10 protein-coding genes and 2 pseudogenes are annotated in these 14803 nt (G+C 55.5%); 4 read left to right on the top strand and 8 right to left on the bottom strand.

Annotated elements, in window-relative coordinates:
• Nucleotides 1–300: 300 nt before the first annotated feature.
• From CK228_RS34960 to CK228_RS25575, 5 genes are all read right to left on the bottom strand, one after another.
• Nucleotides 301–543, bottom strand: coding sequence for a hypothetical protein (locus tag CK228_RS34960; protein WP_127273917.1), 243 nt, complete (start codon nt 541–543; stop codon nt 301–303).
• Between the two features lie 24 nt (nt 544–567).
• The gene (locus tag CK228_RS25590; protein WP_063169314.1) at nt 568–2346 is read right to left on the bottom strand and encodes an ABC transporter permease subunit; all 1779 of its coding nucleotides are present in this window, start codon (nt 2344–2346) and stop codon (nt 568–570) included.
• Nucleotides 2347–2366: 20 nt separating this feature from the next.
• Complete coding sequence (locus tag CK228_RS25585; RefSeq protein ID WP_224570037.1) at nt 2367–3455, bottom strand: ABC transporter ATP-binding protein; 1089 nt, start codon at nt 3453–3455, stop codon at nt 2367–2369.
• 190 nt (nt 3456–3645) lie between these two features.
• Entirely contained in the window at nt 3646–4752 is a 1107-nt protein-coding gene (locus CK228_RS25580) for an ABC transporter substrate-binding protein (RefSeq protein ID WP_063169315.1), read from the bottom strand.
• A 62-nt stretch (nt 4753–4814) separates the two neighbouring features.
• Complete coding sequence (locus CK228_RS25575; protein WP_063169316.1) at nt 4815–5978, bottom strand: M20 aminoacylase family protein; 1164 nt, start codon at nt 5976–5978, stop codon at nt 4815–4817.
• 443 nt (nt 5979–6421) lie between these two features.
• On the opposite strand from CK228_RS25575, the gene CK228_RS35445 reads away from it, so the two are divergent.
• Complete coding sequence (locus tag CK228_RS35445; protein ID WP_164548526.1) at nt 6422–6592, top strand: hypothetical protein; 171 nt, start codon at nt 6422–6424, stop codon at nt 6590–6592.
• A gap of 85 nt (nt 6593–6677) precedes the next feature.
• Nucleotides 6678–7309: pseudogene (locus CK228_RS25570) on the top strand (IS5 family transposase).
• 2 nt (nt 7310–7311) lie between these two features.
• Here CK228_RS25570 and CK228_RS25565 read toward each other — a convergent pair.
• Entirely contained in the window at nt 7312–8487 is a 1176-nt protein-coding gene (locus CK228_RS25565) for a Xaa-Pro peptidase family protein (RefSeq protein ID WP_063169317.1), read from the bottom strand.
• A gap of 258 nt (nt 8488–8745) precedes the next feature.
• Here CK228_RS25565 and CK228_RS35440 point away from each other — a divergent pair, with 258 nt between their 5' ends.
• Both CK228_RS35440 and CK228_RS25555 read left to right on the top strand, forming a co-directional pair.
• Nucleotides 8746–8901: a hypothetical protein gene (locus tag CK228_RS35440; protein WP_164548527.1), complete on the top strand. Its 156-nt coding sequence runs from the start codon at nt 8746–8748 to the stop codon at nt 8899–8901.
• Nucleotides 8902–9056: 155 nt separating this feature from the next.
• Nucleotides 9057–10513: pseudogene (locus CK228_RS25555) on the top strand (MFS transporter).
• 830 nt (nt 10514–11343) lie between these two features.
• Here the strand turns inward: CK228_RS25555 and CK228_RS25550 are convergent.
• Both CK228_RS25550 and CK228_RS25545 read right to left on the bottom strand, forming a co-directional pair.
• Nucleotides 11344–13683, bottom strand: a complete 2340-nt coding sequence (locus CK228_RS25550; protein ID WP_063170375.1) for a penicillin acylase family protein — start codon at nt 13681–13683, stop codon at nt 11344–11346.
• 352 nt (nt 13684–14035) lie between these two features.
• Nucleotides 14036–14779, bottom strand: a complete 744-nt coding sequence (locus CK228_RS25545; RefSeq protein ID WP_135921822.1) for an amino acid ABC transporter ATP-binding protein — start codon at nt 14777–14779, stop codon at nt 14036–14038.
• Nucleotides 14780–14803: the final 24 nt, after the last annotated feature.

The raw sequence follows: 14803 nt of genomic DNA, 5'->3' as shown, positions 1-14803 counted from the left end.
GATCTGGCGACTTTGACCGGGCATATGGTCTTGTACACGGCTATTTTTTTCGCCTGGAACTATGCACACGCGGTCACCACTTCGCCAATATAATGTCCGAGACGGCACCATCGCGTTTTCAGATGACCAGGGCTCGCTCTGCTGACCTGTCCCTTGGTTCGTCACCTTGATCCCGGTGCACTAAGGGAGGAGGAAGGTCAAAGTCGCGGTGGGTAGCCGATTTCAGAAATCGCGCGATCAGCCGGTTGACGTTGGCTAGCTGTTCGTTGTTCAGACGGGCGAAGGATCTGTGCGATCCGGTCAGCGCCGTTGACCTCGAATTCCATCCTGGCGCGCAGCAAGAGGATCGGCAGGTCTGAGCTTGCTGGCGAGCAAGGCCGGCCGATCCCAGACATAGTCCGAATCCTTGATCCGCATGTGCCAGATGATAATTGCAAGAGCTTTACTGGTTTCCGTTTTGGACCAGGTGGCCATTTTATCCGCCCGTTGAAGCCCCGAACAGATGCTTGTCGCCAGTCCGTAGGAATAGGTCGGACGCATCATCAGGAAGTGGATCTGCCACGCCAGTTAGGCAGCGGCTTCCTGTAATGTTCGCTGCATGCTCGGTCGAGAACGCCACCAGACGGCATAGAGGACAAGCATCCAGATTAAAGGCAGAAGCATCAAAAGAGAAGCGACTGCAGCAATCGTCGGGTCGATTTGGTGGCGGATATTCTCCAGCATCTTCAAGGGCAACGTCCGCACCGACAGACCGCCGACCAAAGACGTTATGACCGCTTCATCGAATGACTGGAGGAATGCGAACATGGCGCCGCCGATCACTCCCGGCCTGATTAACGGCAGTGTTACGCGAAAAAACGTTTGCAGTGGTCCGGCACGCATACTCTTGGCCGCCTGCTCTAACGTCCGATCGAAGTTGGCCAACGTCGCAGAAACGATCACCACCACAATTCCAACAGCGCCGATACTGTGAGCGAGGGCGATACCACCCTTTGTGCCGATTAGACCAATCTGGATGAGACCCAGATAAGTCGCGATACCGACCACGATAACTGGAAAGGTGATAGGCGTGATTATGATCATTGTCAGCACGCCGCGAAGTCTTGCGCTTATTCGGCTCAATCCGAAAGCAGCAAGTGTTCCCAATAGAGTAGAAATAACAGCTACCTCGACACCAATCTCGACGCTGGTCCAAGCTGCTCCGCTCCAAGATGCATCGCCGAAAAACGAGCGATACCATTGAAGCGACAGGCCCGAAGGCGGAAATTGCAAAAATGCCCCGGAACTGAACGACATGATGACAACGATTATCCCTGGGAATAAAAGAAAGGCCATCACCAAAACGATAAAAACGATCGCGACGACTTTAGGCCATCGCCTTTCCGCCCCAGGCACGTAGCGCCGTCCCGTCCACCGTTTGACACGATAGGGACGCAGAATTTCGCTGAAGTTTCGTTTGATAACAAGAACAATGGGTAGTCGGGACATCGAGCCCTTCGGAGCTCGAGTTTGGCTTTGCTCTTGTTTGCCGGAGAGGTCAAGCCCGACCATGGAAAGCACCACAATGGCAAACCCGAGAAGGATGAAGGACGCAGCGGCAATGCGCGGAATATCGAACGAGCTATTCACCTCGGCCGCAATGAAGGTTGAAAGCATGGCATCGCGCAATCCCCCAAGTGCCGCCGGCGTGATATAGAATCCTAGGCAGAACACAAAAACTAGGAGCGAGCCACTCCGTGCGCCTGGAATGCTAAGGGGGAGAAATACACGCCTGAAAGCGGTGAAAGGTCCCGCTCCCATACTGCGTGCAGCAGCCATCAAGGACCGATCGATCCCCATCATCGCACTAACCAAGGGAAGTATCATCATCGGCAGCATGATGTGGACCATGCCAATATAGACCGCGGTTCGGTTATAGATGAGTTGCAGAGGTCGATCGATCAATCCGACGTCCAGCAAGATGTTGTTGATGACCCCGCGATCCCCAAGAATAACAATCCATGCGTAGGTACGCGCCAGCCCACTGGTCAAATAGGGGATGATCACGAGAGCGATGAGCGTCATGCGCAGAGTCTTGGATGCCGTGACGATCAGATACGCGGTTGGATAGCCTACGATTAAGCAGATGGCAGTTGCGACCAGACTTATTTCTATCGTTTGAAAGAGCACCCGCACATTAGCTGGCTGGGCGAAAAACGCTCCGTAGTATTGGAACGAGAAATCGGGGGCATTGACACTGCTTAGGAAAAGCAAGGTTATAGGGGCACCGAAAACCACAAGCAAAAGCGCGAACGCGGGCGCGGTTAACCCAAGTGGCACCTTGGCCATTCTGCGCAAAAGCTTCATGGATATCCCTTATCAATCGCTTATGGCGAAACGAAGCGAATGTCTGACCGCAGCCACGTGAGGCAAACCTCCTCGCCTGGCTGGAAAACAGGTTGGTCTGCCGCGACATGTTCCCGGACGATGAGAACATTGTTGCCAACGCGAACATGGTATTTTCGCAGAGGGCCGGCAAAAATCATATCGTCGACCGCACCGGCAACATATTGCCGCTGGTCCGTTTGAGCCCACTCCGCAGTCTTCGGAAGTACACTGATGCGCTCTGGCCTTATCATCGCAACGGTGCCGATTTGCGGCGCGTTGCCCCCTCTGGCCAGCAACAAGGCATCCTCGAGAATGTTCGCCTCACCCAGAAATTTAGCGACAAAGCACGATGATGGCCGATCATAGAGGGCCTCTGGTGTATCGATTTGCTCGACACGTCCTGCGCGCATTACAACAATCCGGTCTGACAGAGTAAGCGCCTCCTCCTGGTCATGCGTAACGCACACCGTCGTGATACCGAACTCCTTGTGCAAGCTCTTCATCTCGATCTGCATCTGCTCACGCAGGTTACGGTCGAGTGCGCCAAGCGGTTCATCAAGTAATAGGAAGGGTGGATCGGCAATCAGCGCGCGGGCTAGCGCCACGCGCTGCTGCTGACCGCCACTCAATTGGGATGGCATGCGACCGCCGAATTCCCCTAGATGCACGCGCTCAAGCATACGGGCTACCCGAACCTTCCTCTGATCGGGAGCCATGCCCCGCATTTCGAGAGGGAATTCCAGGTTTCGAGCCACTGTGAGATGCGGGAACAGCGCATAGCTCTGGAACACAATTCCTTGATCGCGCCGGTAGGACGGGACCGAAGCCACTGAATGGCCGGCGATCATAATATCACCCGAACTCGGGGCCTCAAAGCCGGCCAAGAGCATCAGGGTAGTGGTCTTACCCGAGCCGCTCGGGCCGAGAATCGTCAAGAACTCGCCGCGACGCACGGTCAGCGACAGATCCCTGACCGCCGGAACACTCCCGTACATCTTGGTAACACTGCTGAACTGAATTTGTGGCACCGATTGGTTCACATCTGCAGCGTCAACTTCCGAACGGGGGGCGGTATTCATTGCGTGCATGTTCACTGTGGCTCCTCCACCATCGCTGGCGTGCATTAGCAGGCATTTGCCGTACCTTCTGCCGTCGTACCCGATGCCGTGAGCGGAGAGGCTAGTGGGCTACCCCGCTCCCCGTCACATTTTCAGCATCAGTTTCGACTTTAGCCCGGTATGGAGTTACCCCGACCGGACTTTCGCACTTCAACCAACCCTACTGCAGGATCCACTCATTCCACCGCTGGATAAGCATCTCAGTGTTGGAAACACCGCTGGGGCCTACCTCATTGTACCATTTGCCGTTGATGGAAACGCTGCTCTTGATGTAATCTGGGTGGGTAGGGAGCTTGCGCGCAACTTTCTCGGGAAGAAGTTTGAACGCATTGCCGTTGCTTGGTCCCTCAGGAAACAATTGGCAAAATGCTGCCTGACGTTCCGCGCGAGTGGCGAATTCGATAAACTTCTGCGCAGCCTTCGCGTTGGGTGAACCCTTTGGAATGACCCAATAATCCCACTGCAGCTTCGCCTGGTTTCGATTGATCTCCGTCGCGGCGCCCTGATCGATCAACAGTAGAGCTCTTCCGTCATACGATTGAGCGATGTCAACGACCTTATCATGCAACATCTGTTGAATCTCTGATCCGCTGCTCCACCACTTACGGATGTGCGGCTTTATTTTGTCCAAACTGGCAAACACCCGGTCGATATCCATCGGGTAGAGCTTATCGGGAGATACACCGTCCGCTAACAGGGCCTCTTCCCAGGGTCCTTCTGAACCAAACTGGCCGGACACCAAGGTGCGAACGCCGGGAAACTTATCAGCATCCCAGAATTCAGCCCAGTTTGTCGGCCGGGGTTTATCAGCTGGGAATACGTCTGTGCTATATACCATATTATATGAGTAAATCAAATTTGCCACGCCAAACGGTTGCTTGGCAAATTCATAAATTCCGTCTAGCTCTTCTTTCCTGAACAAGGAGTAATCAATTTCTTCAAGAATTCCTTTCTTAGCTGCGACCAAGCCGGACCCTTGCGTAAGCGCCCCGACATCTACCGTGACATTGCCCGATTTTACCATCAACTCGACCTGTCCCATACCCATGTCGTCGGTGATTGGGTTGACCTTGATACCGGTCTCAGCTTCAAATGGCTTAGCGTAAGCCTCAATGTTAGCCTTTCCCCAATCGCCGCCGCCTAGCACTACGTTGATCTGGTTGGGTGTTTGGGCCGCAACGCGGCCCGCAATTGAAGACAGAGCGCCAGCCGCCATGGCGGTCGATGTCGCCTGCAGCAATCGTCGGCGATTTATTTCGTATTTCATGTCGTTACCCTCTTCTTGTGATCTCAGCCTTGATTAGCCAAGGTTGTTTTGCTTGGACAATGTCATGGTGCTAGAGCAGCCTCGGCCAAGTTGACCCAGTATCCAATGCCGTATGGCAGTGCTTCATCGTTAAAGTCGTAGGTTGGATTATGGAGAGCAGCAGTCGATCCATTTCCAAGCAGTATACATGCCCCCGGCCGCGCCTCTAGCATGTACGCGAAGTCCTCTGACCCCAAACTAGGTTTGACTTTGGGGTTCACCGATGAATGGCCGACCAGAGCACGCGCCACCTCTGTTGCCCGACGCGTTTGATCGGGATGATTGACAGTGAGGGGCTCCAGGCGGCGATGCTGAAACTCGACCTTCGCCCCGGAAGCGCGTGCAATATTTTCCGCGCACGCCTCAATCTGTTTTTCAGCGAAGTCGCGCAAAATCGGTGACAGTGTCCTGACTGTTCCGGCAATCTCCGCGCGTTCGGGAATGATGTTGTAAGCTTGTCCGGCGTTCAGCTTTGTGACGGAGATCACCAGGGACTCGGTGGGGTCCGTGTTGCGTGAGACTAGTGTCTGCAAGCCTAAAATGATCTGAGCTGCAACAACGACGGGGTCAATTGTCAGATGGGGAGCGGCCGCGTGACCCCCTCTGCCTTTGACCACAATATCGAACTCGTCGAGCGCGGCAAAAATCGAACCTTCGCAAATGCCGAACGCACCAACCTCCATGCCTGGCCAATTGTGCATGCCAAAGACCTGAGATATCCCGAAACGGTCCATGATCCCCTCCTGGACCATTCTTTGGCCGCCGCGGCCATCTTCCTCGGCAGGTTGGAAGATCAGGGCAACGGACCCTTTGAAGTTCCGGGTCGCGGCGAGGTATTTCGCGGCGCCAAGGAGCATTGCAGTATGCCCGTCGTGACCACACGCGTGCATCTGTCCGGACCTTTTCGACGTCCAAGGTTTGCCTGAAGCTTCGAGTATAGGCAGAGCGTCCATGTCGGCCCGCAACCCGATAGTGGGCCCATCTCCGAGTTGACCTTGGATCAACGCAACCACGCCGGTTTCAGCTATCCTGCACTCGATGTGGTTAATCCCGAAGGAAGCCAGCTTTTCCGCCACAAATGCCGCTGTGTCATTCACCCGATAGTCAAGCTCCGGATTCTCGTGCAGGTACCGGCGCCAAGTCATCGCTTCGATCTCGATCTCCTTGAACCTGTCAACGCCAACCATAGGCACGTTCCCGCATTTGAGTAATTTGGATCAGGCGCCGGTGCGTAATTAATGATCGATGCCACCGGTGTTTTCGTCAAATGCAGTTTGGATATCGTAACCATCTAGAACCGAGATAGCCCCGCGTTCAGGCCTCGGTGTTGGCGCCGGCGACTGCGACCCGATAACAAGCCGTTTGCCCTCAAATGGATAAGCTTCGGCCTTAGAGGACCAGCTGCGAAGTGCTGGCAATCATAAACTCTGGCTCTGCTGGCAACGGCCAATGGCAAAGGTCTGAGTAGGAAGAGCTGTCACCATCGCGACACTCCTCCCCCTCCCACGACCTACTTTCCAGGACTGCATGCGCTTTGCCACTCAATCCGCAAACCGCAGACCCTAGGCGGCGTGGACAAATTCGATGTTAGCAGGGTCGCTTTCCTGCGATCGGGTTGTTAGCATTGGGAATGACACTGGAAGAAGAGAGCGAACGAGCTACGTCGATGCTGATTGGCAAGGTTGTTCGCCGTGTCATGCGCCACCGCGATGGAGAGGTGGTGATCGAGTTTGAGGATGGCAGCCGATTTTTCGCGGATAGCGACAGCCCTCTCGAACTGTCCATCACCTTGGCGGAATAGTATATCCGCCTTACGGAATTTCGGACGTCGATGCGATTGACGTAGCCCAAGAGGATTGATTCAAGGCTGCTTTTTGGAGGCAGGTTTGAGCAGGGGCGATCTCACCGAAGCAGAATGGCGTGTTCTCAAGGGCTTGCTGCCCATCGACCCTGACAAACGCGGCCGAGGTAGACCTCCCAAGCAGAATCGTTCGATCATCAACGGCATTCTCTGGCGGCTCCGCTGCGGCGCTCCATGGCGGGATGTCCCGCCCAAATACGGCAGTTGGAACACCATCTATCGTCGGTTCCGACGCTGGAGCGAGGCCGGGGTCTGGGAGACCGTGGCGGTAATGCTCGCCGAGGTCATGGCGGACAGCGGCCACTACAGCATCGACAGCACCACAGTTCGCGCCCATGTCTCGGCAGCGGGCGGAAAAGGGGGACTCGTGCACCGGACGCCTTCCTTGCGGACAAGGGCTACGATGCCGATACCATTCGCGCCGATCTCGCCGAGCGGAAGATTAAACCCGTCATACCCGGCCGATCAAACCGCCGCGTGAAGATCGAGTATGACCGGGCGCTCTACAAGCAGCGGAACCGAATCGAGCGCATGTTCGGCCACCTCAAAATCAACCGGGCCATTGCCACCCGCTACGATCAATTGGCCAATAGCTTCCTCGGAATGGTCTACCTAGCCACCGCCAGATACTGGCTCAAATTTGTCCACGCCGCCTAGCATCACGCCCGATAAAGTGTTGGCGGGATTTCGCTCAGGAGTTCCGCGCCGCGCTCTGTCACGAGCACGTGTGCGCCGGCACCAAATAGGTAGCCACTTTCGCTGCACAAAATGTTTGGCATGTGCAGGGTCATGCCAGCTCGGAGTGGTTCATTTACATCGGGCTCCAGGCTTAGGTCGCCGCGCTCAGTCCAATTGATGCCAGTTTGGTATCCTGTTCGTTGGCGGAAGACGCCCTTGCGTCCAGATCGCTTCAACACCTCGCCCCCAGCAGCGTGAACGTCCGCCGGCGTAGCACCTGGTCGAATCGAGGAGACAAGGGCCGCAATGACCTCTTCAGCCAAGCCGTGCAAAGATTCGGTTTCGGGATGTTTGCCAAGGACTGCGCATCGAACCATTCCCACTGTATACCCGTGTTTCGAAGCCCCTATCTCCAGAAAGGCAGGTTCGTTGTTGCTGAGAGGATGATGGGTCGCTGGCGCATGGGGCAACTTCACTCGCTCTCCAAACAAAATGGTACCCGGCGCAAGCCCGATATCCCCAGCGGCGTTGCTGGGGTCGTTTGTTACCGCCGCAGCTAGGGCCGCTGCCATTTCGATCTCCGTAATGCCGGGACGAAGCGATTGCTGAAAGGTTCGAATTGCCACGTCAGTGAGTCGAACAGCATCGCGCATACACGCCAACTCAAGTTCTCCTTTCACTGCTGACACTGACGAGACCAGTCGGGTGACGTCAGTAATCTTCAGATCCGGGAGCTGGTCTTGGACTGCGCGCACGTCGGCGGGCGCGAGATTCCAGCAGCCAAGCTCGAAACCGACTCGCTTATTGTCCAGTCCGAGTCGACGCAATACATCGGCGCAGACCCTGCCAAAATCAGGCTGATGTGTATAGGTTTCAATTTCCTCGATGCAGCTATATGAACGTACTGCCTGCTCGTCATATTCTCGGACAACAAATATCGGGACCCGACCCGGCATCAGAATAAGAGGGAAAGGCGCGAAATATCCACCGCTCCCATCGTAGCCGCTGAGATACTTCAAGTGGCCGTGCGCCGTTACTACGATTGCGTCCAAGCCTGCCGTAGCAACCGCATCCAGCACATTGTTTTGCCGGCGCTCATACTCTGATATCGGAAACGGTACACCAGTCAGAGGAATTGCGGAGCGTGTCGTCGCCATATCTCACCTCAATCAGTGTGTCGTGGTTTGGTTGCGCAAAACGCGCGATCGCGTCCATGTTCGAAATTGAACAAAAGCTTCGCCGGCTCATGCGGGGTGACAATCCCCTTTCCTGGCGGCTAGCGTCAAATGCTGTTTTTATATCGGCTGCATCTCGCAGCGAGATGCGCATAGTGCCTTCATCGGCCGCTCAATGCAGGCAACGCTGGTCTCCGACAGCTTTGTTCTCGCCAGAGGATCGCCGACAAAGGCGCCGAGTTGCTCGGCAAGCTCGTCAGCCTCGGCCAGAAGAACCATGCTGACGACCTTGAGCTTGGCAGCGAGTCGGCGCGCCTTCGCATTCTTGCCGGCGAAGCCGCCGACGCCGGGGGAACTGTGCCGGCGCCACGCAACAGCATGTTTGCACTGATGTAAGGCCGCTGCGACACCAGCGACGGCTCTCCGCCGCCACCTCCGCATCTCGCTACCAGATGACACTAATACAAAGACTGCATTTGGCGCATCCGACGTGTAAGAGGATCGTGTCGCGCGAAGTGGTTAAGCTTGGCGGAACCGAATCGGTCGGAGCAATGAGCAAAGCGGCGGGCGCAGATGCGGATGTAGTTTCGCCGAAGACGTTTGCGCCGCTCAGGAATACGACATTTCGCTCAATCTGGTTTAGCCTCTCAAGTCTCTTCCCTTGGCTGGCTGATGCAGACCGTTGCTATCAGCTGGCTAATGGCAACGGTTCCGACCTCCGATCTGATGGTTGCGCTCGAGCAGGCTTCGTCTAACCTGCCCGCTTTCATTTTGTCCATTTTCGCTAGGGGTTCTCGCCGACAACTTCAGCCGTCGAAGAGTCATGTTCGCCGGCCGATGCCTAATGGTAATAGCATCCGCGATGCTACGGCTTCAGTGGTGCTGGGCTTTATCGCCCCGTGGATGATCTTCGGCTTCAGCTTCTTGATCGCAAGTGGTGCCGCGCTCAACGATACCGCCTGGCAGGCTTCTGTTGGCGATATTGTGGACCGACGCGAAGTTCCCGCTGCCGTCACCCTCCTCTCCATTGGCTTCAACACTGCACGGACCGTGGGACCGGCGCTCGCGGCATCATGATTGCGTCGTTCGGACTTATGACGGCTTTCGCTATGTTTACACTCACCTATATGATCCCTTTGGTCACCATATGGCGATGCAAATGGAAGGTTCGCTCCTCACTTCTCCCACGTGAGTCAATGAGGACGGCCATCTATGACAGGCTGCGCTTCACAGCGATGTCATCGGAAATCAAGACGGCGATCGCCCGCGGAACCTTCTTTGGCCTGTCGGGCATCGCCATACTCGCACTGCTGCCATTGGTTGTCCGCGATCAGCTGGGCGAAGGACCGCTCGCCTATGGCACCATCATCGCCGGCTTCGGCACAGGCGCCGTCATGGCTGGCGTCGCCAACAGCCTATTAAGACGGAGCTTGTCAGAAGAGCAACTAATGACGCTGGCATGCGTCGCCTGTGCGGCGTGCTCCCTTTTTCTGGCACTGCCTCTTCCATTGCGAGCGGCGTCCTGTTTCCCCTTCGCGAGGGTCGCGAGGCCGAGCCCGACCCTTTGGAGGAATTCGACGCGCCGGCAGTCGCCCTCAGTCTCAAGCCGAGAAGCGGCCCCATCGTGGTCAAAGTCGAGTACCTCATACTCGTGGAAAATCTAGAAGAATTCCTCGCCATGCGCGGGTGCCGGCATGTACAGAGTCGCGTTGGTGCTCGGCACTGGACTCTCCAGCGCAACCTTCAGGAGCCTGTGCTATGGACGGAGACATTCCGTACGCCGACCTGGACCGACTACCTTCGCCTGAATCATCGCCTTACCGAGGCCGACAAGGAACTGGACGAGAGAATCATCCTCCTCCACAAAGGAAAGCATTCTCCACGAATAACATTGTCAATCGAGCGCCCCACGAGTGCTCCACGCAAGCCTGAGTCATCAACGCCTTTTTTCCCCCGCCATTCAACGAAACGGCCAGCGTGCCACCGCAGGCTGAATGAAGATACATAAGAAGGCACGTCAACTGCTAACCACATCGGGCGGGCAACAAGCATCGCCGCCTTCGGGTATATGACAGACAGAATGTAGCGGACTTGAAAAATGAAAGGCGCTCACCCACCGCCAACATTTCTCGGCTGGTTCCCGGCATTCAAGGTCCTGCGGCTATACGCGAAGGCGGCAAGCCGCGTTGAAGTCGTCGATATTCAGTCGCATCGAAGGACAATGACGTGTTGCCCTGATGCCACTCTCTGCGAGGTTAGCTTGTTTCTCGGATGAGGAGACAGACAATGGTCTGCCCCCTGAAAGGTCCTCCCTGAGGTATGTGTCCATTCTTGAACTCGGCTCGACAATGATAGCGAACCCTGTTGACCGTCGCACTGTCAGTCTCGAATCAAGTGCTCTCCTACAGCAGATGCGATTATCGCCAATGCGTACTGGTAGCGCCCGAAGCGCGCGTTATCGGCAGCCGCCGAGGGCCGTGATGCGGCCGCGATCGAGCCTTGTAGTAACAGACGCGCTCTCCGGTGGTCGGGCCAGCACCTTACCCCTCTTCCCTATGGCCCCAAGGCAGAGCAATTGCCAATGCGGGACATCCCGCTTCTAAGTCTCCTGCAACATTATTGGAGGCCGCGACGGCCCTGCTCGTGACGATCAGGGGTGGTCGCCGCACACCAGCGGGATCATTGCCCCACAAGCGCATCCAGATTCCGGCCGGGCGTTCCGCTGTCAATATCAAAGTCGGCCGGCGGGCGCTAAAGTGTCGATCCTCACCTTGCCGCCAGGTGAGTTCGACCGATATGTTCCTGCTACAATGGTAAGCGGCCTATACTGTCGCATCCTCAACAGTCAGCGGGAGACAGGACGACCCTATGTTCGAGCTCCCTCCGTATGGACTCCTCTGAATATAACAAGGGCTTGTATTCGCCCCGTTGCCAATCGTGATTGAGGTCACGATAATGACTTGAGATCGGAACACCCGACTGACCTGGATTGTTAATAAAGAGACTGTCATCCCATGACCCAACGTCCATGATTATCCGCACTGACGGTCCTTCTGAAACAGAGAATTGGCCGCTTCGGTAACTCGAAAAATTGAGCGTTGAGCTACTTCCGCCGAGGGCTATGGCGCCCAACGACCATTGTTCAGACGTCAGTGCCTGCAGAGGGTGGCGCAAATCAAGCTTATGTATACTGCCCCATGCCCATGAGGCAGAATCGTCGCCAAATCGACATATGCATTCACTCCAGGCAGAAGTTAGGGATTCCATTATGGAATGCTTCAACTTTTCACTAGGCTCTGCCTGTTCGAGCCAAGAGGCTATGGCCGAAGGCTGTAAAGGCACGAGCAGTGCCAACACTTCATCGTCAGCGCTTTCTAAGCGAGCTACTGTCGGGCCAAGGTGTTTGCTAAGCCAAATCTCAAAGAACGCGGCGGCTGGCGAACTCGCATCCAAATGCCGGTCCCAGTTAGAAAATAAGTGCAACGCAGGCATGTTTGCAACCGAACCGAGAAGAGTGTCTAGTTTCGCAAGAATACGAACTGCTATCGGCGAATACACCGAACATTGCAGCGACATGCAGTCCCGCAACGAGATCTTCTCTGATCGTGAGAGAGTTGTATGAAGGGTATCATGTCTGCTGCTGTCAGACCACTCGTAGCCAAAAGCAGGATGCGATCTACTCCATTCCTCCGGAACATTCATTGCGTTGGCAGTGGCGACAAAACCTTTGGCGGGGTTCATCTCGAACGGCCCATCGTCCGGTGACAAATACCCTTCCCATTCGAACCGACCGTCTCCTGGAACCGGAAGCAGGCCGTCCCAATTTCTTCGGACCGGAGCCGCACCTGACGGTTTCCACGCAATTACATTCGACGTGTCCGCATAGATGTGATTAACTGAAGGACAACCCCAGTTTGCTAGACTGGAGGTGTATTCTGAAAATGTCTTAGAGCGCATTACGGCCAAGCTGGCCATGTAAGGTGCCATGCCGGGATCCATCCATACGGTTCTCAGTGCGAAGGCGCGGTCTTTTTCAGCATTTTGGTTTAAAATGGGTCCATGGCGTGTGAACTGAAGCTTTACCTCCTGGTCGGTGTGGGCGCGAACTGGAATTTTCTCGTGTATAGTCTTCACCTGCTCCCAGGCCCCTTTATATAAGTATTTATTTCCCTCACTCTTGGTTTCGTAAACATAAATATCTTCTTGGTCAGCGCCGAAAATAGTCAGACCAAAGGCGGCTGTCCCGTTGTGACCCATGGAGATTCCTGGGATCATAGGCTCTCCAGCGCCAATTACATCGAGCCCGGGCATACTCAGGTGTACAAGATACCTGATGGACGGAAGGACGTGCTTGCGATGCGGGTCTAGAGCAAGGATTGGTCGCTCCGTTGTGGTTTTTGTTGCGGATATGGCCCAGTTGTTTGAGCCCTCTTGGAACACCGTCTGCATGATCTCATCACTCGGTGTTACGCGGGTCCAACGGTCAGCTTCCTGAAGACTTGCTGCAAGTCTTTCCCTCGAGAATGAGACGGGACAGATTGCCAAGCGAAAATCCTGCAGTACTCGATCTGTCATAAAGGCGAGGTCAAGGCCCTCCGCTGGTCGTGGCGCTATCGGAGGTGACAATTCTTGTCTCAACCTGTCGAGGCGGGTACCTCGTTCCACACCTGCCAATGCCATCACCCTGCAGCGCAGAAGCTCCGAAATCGCATTTCGGGTTAGTGAGTGCGTTCGCACGCGAACGACGTCTTCGGGTTTCCAATAGTCGGGAGTGTGACCGAGGAGGCCAAACTCGGGTGGCAAGGCAATCAAACCGTCATGGCAACTGTCTACGTAGGAATTGATCCCCTCGGCAAACGCTGAGCATATCTCTTCGGAATCCGGGCCGTACGCCTGCCATTCTGCACTCATGGCTCCGCGAAATAAAAAGAGACGCGCCGCCCGATCCTGCTCCAAATATCCGGGGCCAAAGTCTCGTGACAGGAGACCGAGACCTCGTTTGCGCGCAATATCAATTTGCCAGAGGCGGTCTCGAGCTGCATTCCAACCCTGCGCGAAAAATAGGTCGTGCAAGTTCTGAGCCTTGATATGAGGAACCCCCCATTTATCAATGTCGATCGTGACCTCACTCTTAAGCTTGTCGGAGCTGTGGCGGTCGAAGGTTATGTTCTTTAACATGTGTTGATCCGTTTGGTTCACCCAAAGATGGTCGGGAATCTGCCAGAGGACGACGTCTGCAGATTGTGGTCGGTTGCGGGCAGAGGGTTGAGGCCGCACTCTTGCAACCTGATCATGTGTGGCGAGCCAATCCTCAGCGCGCCTGGACGCGAACTGGCACGGTGGGCTGCGCACAAGCTCAGCGGGATCCTACTCTCGCGCTTCCGGGAACGAGGCGCTTGCCGAGAACGCTCTGATGTATGTCAGCCAATACGTACGAATACAATATCCGCACATGTTGTCTCGCTGGCCTGAGGCAACGCATTCGATACACAGTAACTCGGTCGAACGGCCTCGTTGAAGGATGGCTCCCTCAATGCGACAAGATCTGGCTGAGAAACAATTTCGTTCTTTCGTGCTGCGGGTTTCTGAAGAAGTCGTGCGGTGTACCCTCTTCGACGATCTCACCTCGATCCATGAAGATTACTCGATCGGCCACGGCGCGCGCAAAGCCCATCTCGTGGGTGACGCATACCATGGTCATGCCGTCGCGTGCGAGTCCGGTCACAGTCTCGAGCACTTCAGCGACCATCTCTGGATCGAGCGAGGAGGTCGGCTCATCGAAGAGCATGACTGCAGGCTCCATACAGAGGGACCGGGCAATTGCGACGCGCTGCTGCTGTCCCCCGGAGAGCTGAGCCGGATATTTGTTCGCCTGTTCGGGAATGCGCACGCGCTCTAGGAATTTAAGCGCGATCTTTCTAGCCTCACCCTCTGGAACGCCCTTTATCCACATCGGCGCCGCCATACAGTTCATCAGCACGGTCATGTGCGGGAAAAGATTAAAGTGCTGAAAAACCATGCCGACGCTTTTGCGAACTTCAGCTACGTTGCGCATTTTGTTATGTAACCTAATCCCAGTGACGGTAATCTCGCCATCCTGGTGCGCTTCGAGCCGATTGACGCAACGGATCAGCGTCGACTTTCCCGAGCCTGAGGGCCCACAGATGACGATACGTTCGCCCTTGCGGACGGTTAGGTTGATGTCAGTTAGTGCTCTGAAGGCACCATACCATTTGGATACATTCTTAGCTTCGATGACTTCGTCGCTCAATATTGCATCTCTCTTGTTCATTGGCGC

Origin of the sequence: Mesorhizobium sp. WSM4312 (genome assembly GCF_002294875.1) — a bacterium.
Taxonomy (GTDB): Bacteria; Pseudomonadota; Alphaproteobacteria; order Rhizobiales; family Rhizobiaceae; genus Mesorhizobium.
This window is presented reverse-complemented; position numbering and strand designations above follow the sequence as displayed.